This is a genomic window from Bradyrhizobium sp. LTSPM299, assembly GCF_000938235.1.
Lineage (GTDB): Bacteria > Pseudomonadota > Alphaproteobacteria > Rhizobiales > Xanthobacteraceae > Bradyrhizobium.
This window is the reverse complement of sequence record NZ_JYMU01000019.1, coordinates 17,625-34,003: the sequence shown is the minus strand read 5'-3', so window position 1 is coordinate 34,003 and position 16,379 is coordinate 17,625. Positions and strand designations below refer to the sequence as shown.

Annotated in this window: 14 protein-coding genes; 9 read left to right on the top strand and 5 right to left on the bottom strand. The window is 61.6% G+C overall.

Annotated elements, in window-relative coordinates:
- Window positions 1-1,200: 1,200 nt before the first annotated feature.
- The 4 genes from UP10_RS13120 to UP10_RS45195 form a co-directional block, all read right to left on the bottom strand.
- On the bottom strand, window positions 1,201-1,539 hold the full coding sequence (locus tag UP10_RS13120; RefSeq protein WP_044587755.1) for an XRE family transcriptional regulator: 339 nt from the start codon (window positions 1,537-1,539) through the stop codon (window positions 1,201-1,203).
- Complete coding sequence (locus UP10_RS13115) at window positions 1,539-1,901, bottom strand: type II toxin-antitoxin system RelE/ParE family toxin (protein WP_044587754.1); 363 nt, start codon at window positions 1,899-1,901, stop codon at window positions 1,539-1,541. The genes UP10_RS13120 and UP10_RS13115 overlap by 1 nt, the downstream gene beginning before the upstream one ends.
- Window positions 1,902-2,113: 212 nt before the next feature.
- Window positions 2,114-3,043: a hypothetical protein gene (locus UP10_RS42035; protein WP_050043649.1), complete on the bottom strand. Its 930-nt coding sequence runs from the start codon at window positions 3,041-3,043 to the stop codon at window positions 2,114-2,116.
- 15 nt (window positions 3,044-3,058) lie between these two features.
- On the bottom strand, window positions 3,059-4,642 hold the full coding sequence (locus tag UP10_RS45195) for a KAP family P-loop NTPase fold protein (RefSeq protein WP_197086795.1): 1,584 nt from the start codon (window positions 4,640-4,642) through the stop codon (window positions 3,059-3,061).
- 401 nt (window positions 4,643-5,043) lie between these two features.
- On the opposite strand from UP10_RS45195, the gene UP10_RS13100 reads away from it, so the two are divergent.
- The 9 genes from UP10_RS13100 to UP10_RS13055 all read left to right on the top strand — a co-directional run bounded on the left by UP10_RS13100 (window position 5,044) and on the right by UP10_RS13055 (window position 15,768).
- A complete protein-coding gene (locus UP10_RS13100; RefSeq protein WP_044587850.1) occupies window positions 5,044-7,365 on the top strand; it encodes a molybdopterin guanine dinucleotide-containing S/N-oxide reductase in 2,322 nt (773 codons plus the stop codon).
- Window positions 7,366-7,633: 268 nt separating this feature from the next.
- Window positions 7,634-8,629 carry an AraC family transcriptional regulator gene (locus tag UP10_RS13090; RefSeq protein ID WP_044587752.1) on the top strand — a complete coding sequence of 332 codons (996 nt, stop codon included), beginning with the start codon at window positions 7,634-7,636 and terminating at the stop codon, window positions 8,627-8,629.
- A 273-nt stretch (window positions 8,630-8,902) separates the two neighbouring features.
- Complete coding sequence (locus UP10_RS13085) at window positions 8,903-9,511, top strand: class I SAM-dependent methyltransferase (protein ID WP_050043648.1); 609 nt, start codon at window positions 8,903-8,905, stop codon at window positions 9,509-9,511.
- Between the two features lie 198 nt (window positions 9,512-9,709).
- On the top strand, window positions 9,710-10,714 hold the full coding sequence (locus UP10_RS13080; RefSeq protein WP_044587751.1) for a DUF4424 domain-containing protein: 1,005 nt from the start codon (window positions 9,710-9,712) through the stop codon (window positions 10,712-10,714).
- 118 nt (window positions 10,715-10,832) lie between these two features.
- A complete protein-coding gene (locus tag UP10_RS13075; protein ID WP_156179859.1) occupies window positions 10,833-11,342 on the top strand; it encodes a hypothetical protein in 510 nt (169 codons plus the stop codon).
- A gap of 188 nt (window positions 11,343-11,530) precedes the next feature.
- Window positions 11,531-12,649, top strand: a complete 1,119-nt coding sequence (locus UP10_RS13070) for a branched-chain amino acid ABC transporter substrate-binding protein (protein WP_044587749.1) — start codon at window positions 11,531-11,533, stop codon at window positions 12,647-12,649.
- Window positions 12,650-12,829: 180 nt separating this feature from the next.
- Window positions 12,830-13,840, top strand: a complete 1,011-nt coding sequence (locus UP10_RS13065; RefSeq protein WP_197086794.1) for an OmpA family protein — start codon at window positions 12,830-12,832, stop codon at window positions 13,838-13,840.
- A 30-nt stretch (window positions 13,841-13,870) separates the two neighbouring features.
- Window positions 13,871-14,896, top strand: coding sequence for a hypothetical protein (locus tag UP10_RS13060; protein WP_156179856.1), 1,026 nt, complete (start codon window positions 13,871-13,873; stop codon window positions 14,894-14,896).
- Window positions 14,897-14,928: 32 nt separating this feature from the next.
- Entirely contained in the window at window positions 14,929-15,768 is an 840-nt protein-coding gene (locus UP10_RS13055) for a class I SAM-dependent methyltransferase (RefSeq protein ID WP_044587746.1), read from the top strand.
- A 17-nt stretch (window positions 15,769-15,785) separates the two neighbouring features.
- Here the strand turns inward: UP10_RS13055 and UP10_RS13050 are convergent, their stop codons facing one another.
- A complete protein-coding gene (locus UP10_RS13050) occupies window positions 15,786-16,340 on the bottom strand; it encodes a cupin domain-containing protein (protein WP_082077078.1) in 555 nt (184 codons plus the stop codon).
- Between the last annotated feature and the right edge of the window lie 39 nt (window positions 16,341-16,379).

The window sequence follows — 16,379 nt, the reverse complement described above, 5'->3', positions numbered from 1 at the left end:
GCATCCAATCCGGGAACTCTCCAGGCTATCATCGGGCTGTTGCCGAGTGCTAACGCTGCTCAGAAAGCAGCGGTTGGAACTGCGTTAGGCAAAGCGGCGCAAGCGTGCCTCACCACAGATGCTGCATATGCTGCCGAGATACAGGAGCAACTTGCAGCCAGCGACGATCAGCCCGCGATCCTCGCTTTGGCGGCAGTCATGGGCGACGTGCCGATTGGAGTTCACGGCCGATGAGGGGGAGTGGGTGGGACTTACGGTGCACTCAATTGATGCCTGATACGATGACTTGCATCGTACTAAATCCCGGCTCGCCCGTATCGTCATCCCCCGACTAGCCGCACCGCGTCACCTAGCGCGGCAACGCCGCGCGCGAACCATTCGAGAATGGGAGTTAAGTACACTGTCACCCCACATGGATCGCGGCGATACCGCCGGGCTCTATCCCTGCGGCCGGGCTGATGCCTTCATAGGCTGCACCGTTGCATTCGGGCGCCTTTCGTCTCGGGGGATGAACATCGCAAATGTTTCCCTAACGCGCGCTGCCGCCGTCGCGTTGACGGAGGCCTCGGAACTGAAGTCCGCGGCTGAGCGGAATTCGTCCGGGGCGGGCCACCGGTGCGCAATGATCTCCGCGACGACCAGCGCTGCGGGGCCTGCAATGCGCGAACAGGCATCGTAGACATAAAGAAAAGCAAGGCATGCCGCCACGGCGGCAAGAAAAGTCCTAAAAATGGGCATCGCTGATTGCGCCTTCTTGATTGAGGCGACGATGCCATCGCGACGGTGAACACCGCGTTCAGTGCAGCGAGCGATCGTTCGGTACGGTTCCCGCCTGGTGAATGCGGCCGATAACCCTTCGCTCACCAATCCACTCAAGACGCCGGCAACCAGCTTTCCTCATCGGCTGGCAAGGAATCTCCGGCATATGGAGACAAACGCCAGAACAACAGGGGGCACCATGTTTGCCATCGTTCGGATCATGATCCTGCTCGCCAGCGCGTACGCCGGATCTGCGCTCGCAGACATGCAATTCGCGCCGCTGCCGGATTCGACACTGTTGTCTAAACCGTAGCAGGTGGGCGGATCGCGCTCGAATGACCGCCCGCTTGCGCGCATCTACGCCGTCAGCGCAACACGCGCTTCATAATGCCGGGAGACTCCGATCAACGTCCGGGCGAACAGCCGAAGGCGCATTGTCGACTATGACTCTTGCGCGCGCTTTTCACCTAGTTCACCGAAATTAACGATGTTCACGCTTCCTTCCGGGAAACGCGCGGTGATTTCCAGCGAACCGCCGAGAGCTTCGATGTAGCGTCGTAGATTGCTGACATACATATCCGCGCGACGTTCCAGTTTCGCGACGGCAGGCTGGCCTACCTTTAGTTCACGCGCCAACTCTTCCTGCGAGCGTTCGCGCGCCTGCCGTAGCTCGTGCAGCGCCATTTCCTTCTTGAGAACGTCCACGCGAGCAGCAACGCGTGCTTTGCGCTCCGGCGAAAAGCTCTTGGTCAGTCCCTTGAATGAACGATGTCCAGCCATCAGATCAACCCTTCCTTCTTAAGCTCTTCGAGATGCACGTCGTAAATCTTGTCAGCAACGGGCACCATTTCTTCGTAAAATCTGTCCTTGCCCGTCTTGTCTCCGCCGATCAGCAAAATCGCCGAGCGGCGCGGATCGAAGGCATAGAAAACCCGGATGGGTCTTCCCCCGCTCTGCACCCGCAATTCGCGCATGTGACCATGCTTTGAGCCTGCGATGCCGGACGAATAGGGAAACGGCAGGTTCGGGCCGCGTTCTTCGAGAAGAGACACTGTCGCAGTGATATCTTCCTGTTCGGCCTCGCTAAGACCGTTCCAGAATTCTTCTTCGAATTCGTCGGTATATTCGACGTTCCATGCCATAAACTATATATTCCATAGAAGGAATAAAGTCAATAAATATTCCATAGATGGAATACCGTCAACGGGCGACCTTCAGACGGCGTTGTTCGCGTAAACCCAACTACGGTGCAGTCCAGTCCAGTGCATTTAACTTCTCGTTCGCAACTCAGTGCACTGGAACCGTAATTCCTTCAATTTGTGGGGATCTGTCGTCAAGCGTGGGGAGCGTCGTCTCATTTCCGCCAAGCGCTTAAGAATGTTCGAACGATTTCAGCATCGGTAGATCTCAGCGAGGTATCCTTCGCGGCCAGTTTCTCGACCCTTCGTCTGAATCCGGCGCTGTCCATGATTTGGTCCAAGGAATCCACGCTGGCCCGGATGTTCCGCTTTGCAACTCTATCGCCCAGACCACCAAACCCCATACCTTGGCTCCAATTGTGTGAGGTGAACGCTTTAGCGAGCTTCACCACCGCGTCATCCTTCTTCAGCTGGATATTGATCCATTTCTTGACTGCTGCACCGTCCTTCCCGGCAATCTCCCGCCAGCGGAAAAGGAGATATGTTAGTTGGCCATGATCGATAAGAGCCCCAGATTTTGCGGCCTGCTGAACAGCTTTTAGCTCCCTTTTGCGTAGTTGATCCGCGTCAGCAGACAAGACGAGGCACTTCTCCGCTGGCGACGGGTTTTTGCCCTCTCGGGGATGATAATCCCGGTAGGCGGACTCGCTGAAGTCAATTAGCCAGCCCAACGAGGCGTCTTTGCATGCGGCCATAAACCGCACTGAGCGTTGCGCTACGCCGAAACGTTCGAGCGTCAGTCGGCGTAGCAACCAGTGCAGTCGTAGACTGTTCGTCGCCATTCCGAAACCACGACTGACGTCTGACTCGACTTCTAGTTCGTCCGCGATCTCAAAGAGGGCCTTCAGCAACGGCTCTACATTTTCGTCGGTAATTTCGGCGGCATGTAGGTTCAGTTCATCCAAGAGCAGAGCGGCTTTGGTCGTACCTTGAGACCGCGTGACCTTCAACGCGTCGCGGAAAACGCGCTGAACGGTGGCCCTGTCGCCCGCGCTCTTGATCAGATGATCGATTTCTTTCCTCGGGAGAGCGTTGTCATCGAGGGATAATCGGAAATAGGCGTCGAAATGTGCTTTCGAACACACGCGCCGCTCCTTAGCCTATTCGGCCGCTGAGTCGTGGCCGTACGAAAGATTGCTCCAGACAGATTCGAGGCGAGGGAATAGACGCATGAGCGACCGTCGTCGCTGCGCCAAATCCGTTCTTTTCTCAGGTCCGAAGAAAAGGGTATCGATCTCTTCGGCCTTGGGCTTTGACGAACCTGCCCCTTCGGCACCACACACCGCCTCTTTGTTCGCGCGAAGCGCGCGAAAAATCGACGGCTGCAAAATTCGGAGTGTCTCCATGCCAAGAAAGTCCGCAGAGTCGACGTCGTCGATGTCGTCGCCGACCGCCGGCCACGTCACCGACAATGCGTTCATCAAGCGGTTCAGGTCGCGCGGACTTCGAATTTCCGGTGCCACTACGTCGTAAAACACGTTCATGTAGCGGAGGGCGTCTTCATCGGATGGCGACCCGCATAATTCCGCAATCTGCGCCAACAACCGTTGAAGCAGATCACCGTGCCGCGGCTCGGGGACGTCGAAACCTGCCTGAATGATTTTCTCGAGATAGTGTGGTCCCTCACTCGGATACCTTTCTTCCACGATCTTCTCCGCAAGCGCGCGGTCATAAACCAGCAGGTAAATGACATTCGGCAGCCTTCCGACGGACTTCACCAGGCGGAAGATCAGCAACGCTTCCTCGGGCGCGAGACGGTCGATATCATCGATTATGATAAGGAAGCGCTTCGTTTGATCGGCGAGCGCCTTCGCCAACTCAGCATGCAATTTGTCTACAGAATCTTTGTCCTCGATAAGTCCTGAAGCCCATTGCATCGCGCCGGTCGCTAAGGTGCCGGCTCCGGCTCCGCCGGCCAAGTCGATAGCTGCGCCCACCGTTGAACCCGCGCGCAGCAAGCGCGCACCAAGCTTCGGAAGATTCTTCTTGAACGTTGCACCAAGCGAAGGGCCGAGGCCAGCGTATAGTTCCCTGAAAAATGCCAAGGCAAGAGCTTCCTCGCCGCGAAACCACCAGCATGCGAAGTTGATGATCGAAAGCTCTTCGTTGTCGACAGCGGCTTTCAGATGATGGCGAATCAAATTAACGGCGCTGCTCTTGCCGTCCTCCACCTTCACGTTCTGCACGGTGACGGCGGGTTCGCCAGGTCGTGTGCCTTGGCTCCGGTAGCTGTTGAGCGCCTCGATCTGGGCGGGAAAGGTGCGGGCGAGCCTGCCCAAGGCGCGCGCGGCGCTGTCGTGCTGGGCGAGGTCGTTCGCATGCGCGAGGTGATGGGCGCATCGCATCGCCATCACATGAACCGAAACCATCTGGGCCACCAGCATGGCCTCGACGGAATCCCGTGGGCGAAGGCTCTTCACCATCGAAATCATGAAGGCGAGGTTGACCTCGTCGGGTTTCCCGCCGCTCACGCTGGCCTTCACCAATTGCCGCAGGATGCCATCCATCGCGTCGCGATCGGCGACCCCCCGTGCGTCAGCCATCAGCTGTTCGCCGAGTTGCGGATCAGGATGGTCGATGCGGAAACCGTGCGACGAGAGTTTTATTCGCGGGGCTGTGGCGGCTTGGATATCGTCGATTGCGGTGACCATCGTTGGCACGGTGATTTCAGGTGCGGCATTCATGTTGAGAGTCCCTGGCATGCGCGCGACAAGCGCGCAGGCGATCGTTCGCCGCGGCGAGCCGGTGCAGTTTCAATTGTGGGGGAGGGTTTGCGGCCGCAATCGTAGCCAGCGAGCCCGCTATTGCGGGTGAGGGGGCGTTTGCACGATTTCGGAATATTGGAAGAATATCGCTGAGTTGCCCGACGTGTCAAGTTGCATTGTCGAACGTCGGCAGCCGCCGGCTACTTTGCATGGGGTTGTTTTCGATATTTGCGCGTGGCGTCCTGCGTTTCCGGCAACCCTGAACCCGGCGACATTGCCGATGGGATCATTATACTGGCCCAAAGACTGACCCAAGTGTTGCGACCAAGTGTTGCGACAGCAGCGGCCCGGCCGCGGGCCTGCGGATGAAGGAAGACTCGATGACCGAGACAATTGGCGCCCCCGATCCCGGCCTCGACCTGTCCGACGGCTTCAAGCCGCACACGTCGCATTGGGGGGTGTTCTCGGCGCGTCTCCGCGAGGATGGTCTCGAGGTCAGGCCGTATGCGGGGGATCCCGATCCGAGCGGCATCATCGGCAACTTCCCCGCCGCGTTGCGCCATCAGGTGCGCATCGCCCGGCCGGCGATCCGCCGCGGCTGGCTCGAGCGCGGTGCCGGACCCGACGACCGCCGCGGCCGCGACGAATTCGTCTCCGTCAGCTGGGAGCAGGCGCTGGATCTGCTCGCCGGCGAGCTGACGCGGATCCGCGACACGCGCGGCCCCGGTGCGGTGTTCGGCGGCTCCTATGGCTGGTCCAGCGCGGGCCGCTTCCATCACGCCCAGAGCCAGGTTCATCGCTTCCTCAACTTCGCGATGGGCGGCTATGTGCGCTCGGTCAACTCCTATTCCTCAGGCGCGTCATCGGTGCTGCTGCCGCAGATCCTGACGGGTTACGAGGACATCACCAAGCGCAACGTCACCTGGGAGCAGATCGCGGCCGAGAGCGAGATCGTGCTGGCGTTCGGCGGCATGGCGCTGAAGAACTCCATGGTGGCCGGTGGTTCGATCAGCAAGCATGTCGAGCGCGGCGCCATGGAAGCGGCGCACCGGCGCGGCTGCGAGTTCATCCTTGTCAGTCCGCTGCGTGACGATTTGCCCGCGGAGGCCGGCGCCGAATGGATGACGGCCGTGCCCGGCACCGACACCGCCTTGATGCTCGGCATCGTCCATTCGCTGGTCAGCGAAGGCCTGCACGATCAGGCCTTCCTCGACCGCTACACCGAAGGCTGGCCGGTCTTCCTGCGCTATCTCGGCGGCGAGGCGGACGGCCGAGTGAAGGATGCGGAATGGGCCGCATCGATCTGTGGCGTCGATGCCGACACCATCCGAAAACTCGCGCGTCGCCTTGCCGGGCGGCGGGCGCTCATCACCGTCTCCCATTCGTTGCAGCGGGCCGAACATGGCGAACAGCCGGTGTGGATGGGCATGGTGCTGGCGGCGGCGCTCGGCCAGATCGGCCTTCCCGGCGGCGGTTACGCCTACTCGCTCGGCGCGATCGGCTATTACGGCCGGCGCGTCAACGCGGTGCCGGGGCCGACGCTCGGGCAGGGTCGTAATGGCGTCGCCGACTTCATTCCAGTGGCGCGTATCGCCGACATGCTGCTCAATCCCGGCACGACCTATCGCTACAATGGCGAGACGCGCACCTATCCGGACATCCGCCTCGTCTACTGGGCGGGCGGCAATCCGTTCCACCATCATCAGGACCTCAACCGCCTGCGCAAGGCCTTCGCCAAACTCGACACGCTGGTGGTGCATGAGCTCGCCTGGACCGCCACGGCCCGCCATGCCGATATTGTCCTGCCCGCGACCATGACGCTCGAGCGCGAGGACATCGGCTACTCCTCCAACGATCCGCTGATGGTCGCGATGCACCGGATCGCCGAGCCGTTCGGCCTCGCGCGCGACGACTATGAGATTTTCGCCGATCTCGCCGAGCGTCTCGGCGCCCGCGAGGCCTTCACCGAAGGCCGCACGGCGCGGCAATGGCTGATGCGTCTCTACGAGCCGACCCGCGCCTCGCTCGCCGCGCAGGGCCTGGCTGCGCCAAGCTTCGAGGAGTTCTGGGACAGCGGCAGCCTGATCGTGCCGCAACACCTTGACGACGGCGGCTCGCTTCGTCGTTTTCGCGAGGACCCGGTCGCCCGGCCGCTGCCGACGCCGAGCGGGCGCATCGAGATTGCCTCGAAGAAGATCGCCGATCATGGCGATGCGGATTGTCCGGGACATCCGGTCTGGCTCGAGAAGACCGATGTCCCCGAGCCAGGCTCGCCGTTCTTCCTGATCGCGAACCAGCCGACCACGCGGCTCCACAGCCAGCTCGACTTCGGCGGACATTCGCTCCAAGCCAAGCATCGCGGCCGTGAGGTCGCGCGCATGAACCCGCGCGACGCTGTCGTCCGCGGTATCGCCGATGGCGACATCATCCGTCTGTTCAACGCGCGCGGCGCCTGCCTTGCCGCGGTGCATGTCACCGACGGCATCGCGCCGGGGATCGTGCAGCTTCCGACCGGCGCCTGGTACGACCCGATGGATCCCGAAGACGAGAACCCGCTCTGCGTGCACGGCAATCCGAACGTGCTCACGCGCGACATCGGTACCTCATCCTTCGCGCAGGGCTGCACCGGTCAGCTCACCACGGTCGAGGTGGAGCGCTTCAACGGCAATCTGCCGCCGATCCGCGCTTTCGATCCGATATAGCGCGGCGAAATCGGACTGACGCGAATCTCGCCATCGCTTCTGGAAAGTTCCAGCAGCATGGCGGCCATGTCCTGCTGGCACACCTTCACGTCACTTGTCACGCTGCCATTGTCGCGGCGGGAGTTGCCGTCGGCGTGTTCCGGGTTCCCGCTGAACATTGCATCAACTGGCGCGACACATCCGATGAAGTGTTTGCAACGAAGCGTTGGTTGACCGCCACAAATCAGCCGTACCCCAGCGGCAATCCCGCCACCATGAGGATAACCCGATGACAGTGCAGTCGCCGGACATCATTGATTTCCGGTTCTCGACCGCGGATTGGAGCGACCGCGACCGCTTGCCGATCTTACGGGAACAGATCGGGCGGATGGTCGTGAAGCTCGATCCGGAACCGCTGACCGACGGCGCGTTCCATGCCGAAGCGAACATGCGCGAGTTGCCTGGGCTGGGTATCGGCTCCTGGGCATGCAGCAACCTGCGGATCGCAAGGCCGCGCGAACTGCTCGACGGCAATGACGACCTGATTCTGACGATCATCACCAGCGGCAACACGCGCGCGTCTCAGCGCGGCCAGGACATCGAGCTCAGCCCGGGTCAAGCCGTGCTGCAGTCGAGCGCGGAGGCCGCCAACATGGTCGTTCCGTCGTCGCCAAGCCGCTTCGTCGGCCTCCGGCTGCCTCGCAAGGCGCTCGCATCGCTGGTTCGCGATCCCGAAGACATGCTGATACGTCCGTTGCCGGCGAACACAGAAGCCATGCGGTTGCTTGCGTTCTATATCAAGGAGCTGGACGATGGCTACCAGCTTGCGACACCGGAGCTGGCTAGTGCCGTCGCCACTCATCTGACCGACCTCGCGGCGCTGATCATCGGCGCGAACCGCGACGGAACCGTCGTTGCGGAGGACCGCGGGCTGGGAGCCGCACGGCTCGCCGCGGTCAAGGCCGACATCAGCAAGAATCTCGGCTTCGAGCTGACACTTCCGGCCGTCGCGGCGCGCCTGAAGCTCACGCCGCGCCACGTCCAGAGGCTGTTCGAACACGCCGGCTCGACGTTCTCGGAATTCGTGCTCGGCCAGCGCCTGGCGCGCGCGCATCGGCTGCTGACCGATCCGCGCCGGATCGACAGCACCATCGGCACCATTGCGTTCGAATCCGGCTTCGGCGATCTGTCCTATTTCAACCGCACGTTCCGTCGCCATTACGGCGCGACGCCCTCGGAAATCCGCATGGTGCCGCAGCGCGCAGCGCGAGCGAACTTGCGCTGATCATTCGAAGCTTACACGGCTCGGCGATAAAGCGATAATCGGTTTACCCGCGCCATGGGCGCCGTGTCACACGCTCGATCGGTTCGCGTCGCAGACAACGTCGGTTCACATCGTGGACCCATGTCGCATATGTCCAATTCCCCGTCGCATCTGTCCGAGCCTCATACCTCCGAAGCGCTTAGAAGGCGGCTCCCGGGTGATCGTCCCTGCATCCCGCTGGACACCGAGTCACACGTGCGATCGGTTGCGCGTCGCAAAATCCCAGGACAACTCATGGCACCGCCTCGCTTGATCGCTCGCCATCTCGCTCACCCACGCGGCGTCTTCGGCCGTTTTGTTGGTGGCCTGATGAACCGGTACAACCGCCGGATCAATCGCTTTGCGCTGGAATTGCTCGACGTGCAGTCCTCGGACCGCGTCGCCGAGATTGGGTTCGGCGGCGGCGTCACGCTCGCGCCTTTGATCGCGCGAGCCGCTCATCTGACGGGGATCGATCGCTCGTGCGATGTCGTGGCGTGGGCGACGGAGCGATTCCAGACAGCGATCGATGCCGGGCGGGCCGATTTTCGCGTTGGAGAGATCGAAGCGCTGCCGCTCGAGGGCAATCAGTTCGACAAGGTCTGCAGCATCAACACGGTCTATTTCTGGCGCTCGCTGGGCGAAGGCGCAAGCGAGATCAGACGCGTGCTCAAGGCAGACGGCGTGCTCGTGCTCGGTTTCCTGCCTGGTGACGCCATGGCGCGCCTTGGATTTCCCACAGACATCTTCACCTTCCGGTCTGTCGATGATGTGGGGCATGCCCTGCGGCAAGCAGGATTTGGAACCGTCGAGATCCGGCGTCCGGAGCCGCGCACGGCGTGGAACGTGATCTTTGCAAGATAGTGATCACCGAGCGGCGAACCTGTTCGACTATCCGCGCACTCATTCAAGTGGGATTGCAGGAAGGACTGCGTTCATGTTGGCTTCGGCCATCCGATCGGGATCACGGCTCTGCCTTCTCGCGTGCATAGCGTTGATCGACGCGGGCGGGGAACCGGCAAGACCTGTCAGCAGCAAAGAGAAGAATTGACGATGCCTCGGATGGTCAAACAAACCGTTCTGGTGCTGCTCGCCGGGTTGATGCCCTGGTGTGCGCAGGCCAACGATACGTCGGCCGCGCTGGAGACGGGTGGTCTTCGCTTCAAGCATGACGCCGATATCGAGATGCGTGCTGAGGATCTCTTCATTTCGGAGAAGCAGGTCCGCATCGTCTACAAATTCTTCAACAGGTCGGCCGGCGACAAGACCATCATGATCGCATTCCCGATGCCCGACATCGTCGGCAAGGAAGGCGACGAGGATATCGGGATCCCCACCGACGATCCTGAAAACATCTTCGATTTCCACGTCGTGGTGGACGGCAAGGCAGTCTCGCCGCACCTCGAACAGACCGCGCTGGCGAACGGCGTGGATCAGTCGGCCCGGTTGCGGAAGCTGGGAATTCCGTTGATGCCGATCAGGGGGCCTGCGGGCGAGTTGCTGGACCGGGTGCCGAAATCGAACTGGCCAGAGCTGGTCAAGCTCGGCGTCGGCGCGATCGAGACTTACGGCACCGGCGGTCCGATGCAGGACCATCTGGTGCCGACCTGGACGTTGCGTTCGGCCTACACCTGGACGCAGACTTTTCCTGCCGGCCGGGAGATCACGTTCGAGCAGACCTATCGTCCGAGCGTCGGCGGCTCGGTCCAGACCATCATTGGCGCCGACAAATGGCGCGATTATCCGGACGCGCGGGGCTTTCTCGCCGCATATTGCGTCGACGACGATTTGATCCGCACCATCGAGCGGGCGCGTGCGACGAGGCAGCTTCCCTATCCGCCCTTTAGCGAACGGTCGATCGCCTATGTGCTCTCGACCGGTGCCAATTGGGCGGCGCCGATCGGCGAGTTCCATCTGACCGTCGACAAGGGTGAGGCCACGAACCTTGTCAGTTTCTGCGCCGAAGGCGTGAAGAAGACCGGACCAACGCGCTTCGAGGTCCGCCACACAAACTTCACGCCGTCGGGAGATCTGAAGATCGTCATCTTCGTTCCGAACCAGAATTAGAGCGTTTTCGAGCGAAGTGGATACCGGTTCGCGTGAAGAAAACGCGTCAAAAGAGAATCTAGAGCTCCGCTCCGATTCCATCGGAGCGGAGCTCAAGCGCCAGCGCATGGAGGCGGTTTTGAAGCGGTCCTGGACGATTGTCTTGCGCGGGATGGTGCTTGTTCTGTGTGTCGGCGGGTTTGCCGCCCGGTCGGCGGCACAATCCACCGATCCGCATCATCCGACGGTGCTCGGGTTGGGCGTCAATCGCGCTGACATCACCAACGATGTCCCCGGCCAGTATTATACGTTCATGGCAGGGCCGGGCCATGTCGATGTCGAACTCGCTTTCAAGGAGATGGGGCTGTTCGGCAATCCGATGCGACAACACATCAACTTCGACTTCTGGAACGCGGATGGCGTTCACTTGTCCCATATCGAGGTTGTGTCCGAAGGTGATTTCGGCCGCCGGCACACCGATGCGGATCTGCCGACGCAGCAGAGGATCAATCTGGCTGTTACGACGCAATGGGGAGCCATCAAGGTCGGCGGCTATTACGAGGTCGAGCTGAAAGGCGCCGTCGAGCCGGAGGCGCCGGTCGGAGCCGACGTCAAGCCGGAACAGTCCCAGCCATTGACGCGGCCATAATCGCCCACGCGCGATTGCACGGCCTCAAATCGTCGGCATATGTCGCATTTGTCCAATTCACTGTCGCCTCAGTCCGAGCCTCGCATCCGCGACGCGCCTAAAAGGCGGCCGCCGGATGATCGTGCCGTTCGGAACGAGTCACCGGTCGCCACGCATTGAGGCGGTCGAGACCCTTCAAGGAGAACAGGATGACGTTTTCGCTGCAACGATACTTTCTCGTGTTTGGCATGAGCCTCGCGCTATCAGGCGCGGCTCTCGCCCAGGATATCAGTGTTGCCGTGGTCGGACCGATGACCGGTTCGGAGGCGAGCTTCGGCCAGCAGTTCAAGAATGGTGCCGAATTGGCCGTGGCCGAGATCAACGCCAAGGGTGGCTTGCTCGGCCAGAAGCTGAAACTGGAAATTGGCGACGACGCGTGCGATCCGAAGCAGGCGGTGTCGGTCGCACAAAAGATGGCAGGCATGAAGATTCCTTTCGTTGCCGGACACTTTTGTTCGTCGGCGTCGATTCCCGCCTCCGACGCCTATGCCGAGGGCAATGTGCTGCAGATCACTCCGGGCTCGACCAACCCGCAATTCACCGAACGCCGGTTGTGGAACACGTTCCGGGTCTGCGGCCGGGATGACCAGCAGGGCATGGTCGCAGCCGCCTACATCATCAAGAACTACAAGACCAAGAACGTCGCTGTGATCCACGACAAGACGACCTACGGCAAAGGCCTCGCCGACGAGACCCGCAGCGCCATCAACACGGCAGGCGTGAAGGAGAAGCTCTATGAAGCTTACAACAAGGGCGACAAGGACTTCACCGCGCTGGTGTCCAGGTTCAAGAAGGAACAGATCGATCTGGTCTATGTCGGCGGCTACTACGCCGAAGCAGCATTGATCCTGCGGCAGATGCGCGACCAGGGGGTCAATGCCGTGCTGATGGGCGGCGATGCCTTGGTCGACAAGCAATTCGCGGCGATATCAGGTCCGCTCGCCGAGGGTTCGCTGTTCACCTTTGCACCTGATCCGCGCAAGAAGGTGGCCGCGGCGGCGATCATCAAGAAGTTCAAGGACAAGGGCATCGATCCCGACGGCTACACGCTCTACAGCTATGCCGCGTTCCAGATCTGGAGCGAGGCGGTCGCCCGCGCCAAGACCACGGACGCCAGGAAGGTCGCAGCGACGATCAAGGCCGGAAACTGGGACACCGTGCTCGGCAACATCACCTACACGCCGAAGGGCGACATCACCCTCATCGACTACGTCGTGTACCGGCGGGACAAGGACGGCAACTACGCGGAGCTGCCGGCAAGCCAGTAATCGCATGCCGCTGCATCGGTCCTCCTCCCGGATCGTTACAGCGGCTGCCCGGGCGCGGCCGCGCCGGCTCACAGCGCCAACGACCTCTTCCAGCCCCGAGGTGTTGGCACTGTGGTGCCCGTCGCGTGAGGCAACCGGACCACCGTTTCAATGATGACCAGCAACCAACCGGAAAGCCCGATGATTCCGAATCGACGCAAATTCGTTCACACCGCCGTATCGCTTGCCGCCGCAGCGCTGCTGGCTTTCACCGCGCAACGAGCTGCTGCGGCGGACAAGGCCGGCTGCCGCGATTTCGATGGCATGATGCGCTTCCAGAATTCCGCGATCGCGCTGTGCGATTCCAGGAATTTCGCCGAGTACACGCTGCCGACCGGCAAGATCACCGGCTTCGACTCCCACACCAACGAGGCCGAGATCGAGGCGAAGCAAGATCTCGAGGGACGGCTCACGCAATTGCTGTACACGGTCCCGAAAGGCGCGTCCTCGGCGGAGGTGTTCCGCAGCTACAAGGACTATCTGCCGTCGGCCGGATATCGCGTGCTCTATGAGGCGAAGGGCCCTGCCTTCGGCGTGTCGCAGGGCAGCTTCTTTGAGAGCATGGGGCCGGGCGGCCAGATCGTGGGCTACAGCCCGGACCAGTCGCGTTATCTCGCCGCGGTAAAGGAAGACGGCGCAGCGAAGACCTACATCGCGCTTTACATCGTGGAGTACGACGACGGCTACAACCCGATGGTCACGGTTGAGAAAGGCCAGGTCGTGGTGCGGCTGGATGCAATTCAGACCGGTGAGCTGAAGAACGGCATGGTCCCGGTCTCGGCCACCGAAATCGCCAAGCGGCTGGATACATCAGGTCAGGTGATCCTGTCCGGCATCCTGTTCGATTTCAACAAGTCGCAGCTGAAGCCGGACTCGCGGCCCGCGCTCGACGAGATCGCTTCCTTCCTGAAGCAGGATCCCGCGCGCAAGGTCTATCTGGTCGGCCACACCGACAATGTCGGCGGATTCGATTCCAACATGCAGCTGTCGCAGGCGCGGGCCGACGCCGTGGCGGCCGATCTCGTCACGACCTACGGGATCAACGCAGCGCGGCTGAAGGGCCATGGCGCCGGTCCGCTCGCGCCGATCGCCAGCAATGTCACCGACGAGGGCCGCGCCAAGAACCGGCGCGTCGAGCTGATCCCGCAATAGGTTCTCGGTCAGGCAACGAGAGAGAAAGCAATGTCTCAGATGAGTGTGGCCAATGACGGCGGCCGAAGCGGCGAGGGTTCGGCCGGGTGGCAATCCCAGGGAGCCGCCCACTCATATCCGTTGCTGGTCCATGATCATGGTCTGGCAACCGCGTTCAGGCTGCTGGTCGAGACGCTGCCCTACGCGCTTGCGCGATGGGGCGTCCTGCTGGCGTTCGCGGTCGCGTGCGTTGTCTGGATCGGGATCGGCGTCGGGGGCGCGGTCTGGCTTGGTGCGCACGTCGCCACGATGTTCGGCGTCTGCTGGTTGCTTGGCGTTCTCCTCGCTGGCGGATGGATCTGGGGAGCCATCCTGCGCTATGTGCTGCACATGATTGCCTGCGGCCATGTTGCCGTGCTGACGGAGTTGATCACGCGAGGCCGCATTGGTGACGGCAATGAGGGGCAGTTCGCCTATGGCCGCCGGATTGTCATGGCCAGGTTCGGCGAGGTTGCGGCGCTGTTCGGAATCAGCGTGCTTGTTCGGAGTGTCCTAAGAGCCTTTCACAACGGACTGGATACGCTCGGCGAATGGCTGCCGACCCCAGGTGTCAGCACCATCGTCGGTCTGGTCAACACCATTCTGTCCGCGGCGACGCGCTATCTGGACAAGGTGGTGCTGTCCTATGACCTGGCGCGTGGCGGCGACGATCCCCGGCGAAATGTTCAGGACGGCCTGGTCTATTACTGCCAGAACGCCAAGCCGATCCTGACGACATCGATCTGGATGGTTGTCGTCGAGCGGAGCCTGAGCATCCTGCTGTGCCTGCTGCTGCTGGTCCCCGCCGGCTTTCTGACGATGGTGTTGCCGGAAGCGATCCGGGACTACGGCGTACTGGTCACCATTCTGGTCGCGGCGCTGCTGGCGATGACGTTGCGCTCAGCTTTCATCCAGCCGCTGTTCCTGATCTGCATCATGATCCGGTTTCATGCGCTGGTCCACGAGCAGCCGATCAACGCAACCTGGGTCGGCTATCTCGACGGTCTCACGGACAAGTTCAGGAAGATCACGCGCTGATGTGGTGGGTGAAACGAAGGCAGAGTGCATCTATGCAAGATACGTCCGGGTACGATCCGAACTACGTGATGGGCCGCTCCACCGCGGAGACCGACAGGCTCAAGCGGCAGTCGCAGCTCTACGATGCCTCCACATCGCAACTCCTCAAGGACGCCGGACTCTCTGATGGCATGAAGGTCCTCGACATCGGAAGCGGGGCAGGGAACGTGTCCTTCATTGCGGCAGGCCTGGTCGGCGAACGCGGCCGGGTCGTTGGCGTTGACAGCAATCCCGTCATCGTCGCGGAGGCCACGAGTGCTGCTCGCTTGCTGGGCCTCAGTCAGGTTTCATTCCGCGTCGGCGACATCAACGCGATGGAACTGGATCGGGATTTCGATGCGATCGTCGGCCGGCTCGTTCTGATCTATCTGCCGGATCCCTCGGCCATGGTTCGACAATTGCTCGACCACCTCAAGCCGGGTGGTATCGTGGCGTTTCAGGACCTCGACTGGGGCGACGGTCCAATCGCCGTTCCGCCGTCCCCGTTGCTGTCGCAGGCGTGGGGCTACGTGAAGGAGATGTTTCAGCGGGCGGGTCTGAACAATCGAATGGGATTGTCCCTGCACGGCGTTTTTGCCTCGGCCGGTCTTCGCGAGCCACGCATGAGCCTGTTTGCCCCGGCGGGTGGAGGCGCTGACTTCGACGGCTACGACTATATGGCGAGTGGATTGCGCAGCAATTTGCCTCACATCGTCAAGCTTGGCGTCGCAACCGAAGAGGACGTTGCCATCGACAGCTTTGCCGAGCGGCTGCGCGCGGAAGTCGTCGCATCAAAGGGCGTCTTTGCCCTTCCGACATTTGTCGGAGCCTGGTCGCGAAAGGCTTCTGTTTGAACGTGCGGTGACGAAGATCAAGAACCGGGTTGTGCGGAGCTCTCGACGCCGCGGCCGGGCGACGGCACCTCGTAGCCGCGCCAACGGCCGATCATCGCCAACGTCGCCAGCACGGGGCGGAGCAGCCATTGCGGGCCGGCGAGGCGGAACACATCTCGGTAGGTCGTCAAATAGATGCCCATCACGAGCAACGGCGGCATTCCATCGCGATTGACGCGTCCCTCGCGCTGCAGCCGGTCGAGCGCAGTGAACCACTCGTGGGTTCGCCCGGCAGGAATTGTCGTCCAAATGGCGCGCACGGGCTCGTCGCCCACGTTCCACATTTTGTGGGGCGTGCCGCGTGGGATCACGAATATGGCCCCGGGACCGAGCTCGCGTTCCTGTCCGTCGACGTCGACGCGAAGCCGTCCCGCCATGATCTCGAAGCGCTCGTCCTGCTCGGGATGCAGATGCACCGGCGGCGATCGTCCACCCCGAGTGTATACCGCTTCGACCACGAGCTGGCCGGGATTGTGCTCGCGGACCGTAACCGACTCATGCGGGGTGAGTTTAAGTGATTGAGATATCGTCATTCTTTTAGCTCTTCTAAGAGTAACTTGTGAAAAAGTAGC

Excerpts from the sequence above, each read along its gene's own strand:
- UP10_RS13120 (WP_044587755.1), bottom strand. The coding sequence starts at position 1,539 with ATGGCTGGACATCGTTCATTCAAGGGACTGACCAAGAGCTTTTCGCCG.
- UP10_RS13115 (WP_044587754.1), bottom strand. The coding sequence starts at position 1,901 with ATGGCATGGAACGTCGAATATACCGACGAATTCGAAGAAGAATTCTGG.
- UP10_RS45195 (WP_197086795.1), bottom strand. The coding sequence starts at position 4,642 with ATGAATGCCGCACCTGAAATCACCGTGCCAACGATGGTCACCGCAATC.
- UP10_RS13100 (WP_044587850.1), top strand. The coding sequence starts at position 5,044 with ATGACCGAGACAATTGGCGCCCCCGATCCCGGCCTCGACCTGTCCGAC.
- UP10_RS13090 (WP_044587752.1), top strand. The coding sequence starts at position 7,634 with ATGACAGTGCAGTCGCCGGACATCATTGATTTCCGGTTCTCGACCGCG.
- UP10_RS13085 (WP_050043648.1), top strand. The coding sequence starts at position 8,903 with ATGGCACCGCCTCGCTTGATCGCTCGCCATCTCGCTCACCCACGCGGC.
- UP10_RS13080 (WP_044587751.1), top strand. The coding sequence starts at position 9,710 with ATGGTCAAACAAACCGTTCTGGTGCTGCTCGCCGGGTTGATGCCCTGG.
- UP10_RS13070 (WP_044587749.1), top strand. The coding sequence starts at position 11,531 with ATGACGTTTTCGCTGCAACGATACTTTCTCGTGTTTGGCATGAGCCTC.
- UP10_RS13065 (WP_197086794.1), top strand. The coding sequence starts at position 12,830 with ATGATTCCGAATCGACGCAAATTCGTTCACACCGCCGTATCGCTTGCC.
- UP10_RS13060 (WP_156179856.1), top strand. The coding sequence starts at position 13,871 with ATGTCTCAGATGAGTGTGGCCAATGACGGCGGCCGAAGCGGCGAGGGT.
- UP10_RS13055 (WP_044587746.1), top strand. The coding sequence starts at position 14,929 with ATGCAAGATACGTCCGGGTACGATCCGAACTACGTGATGGGCCGCTCC.
- UP10_RS13050 (WP_082077078.1), bottom strand. The coding sequence starts at position 16,340 with ATGACGATATCTCAATCACTTAAACTCACCCCGCATGAGTCGGTTACG.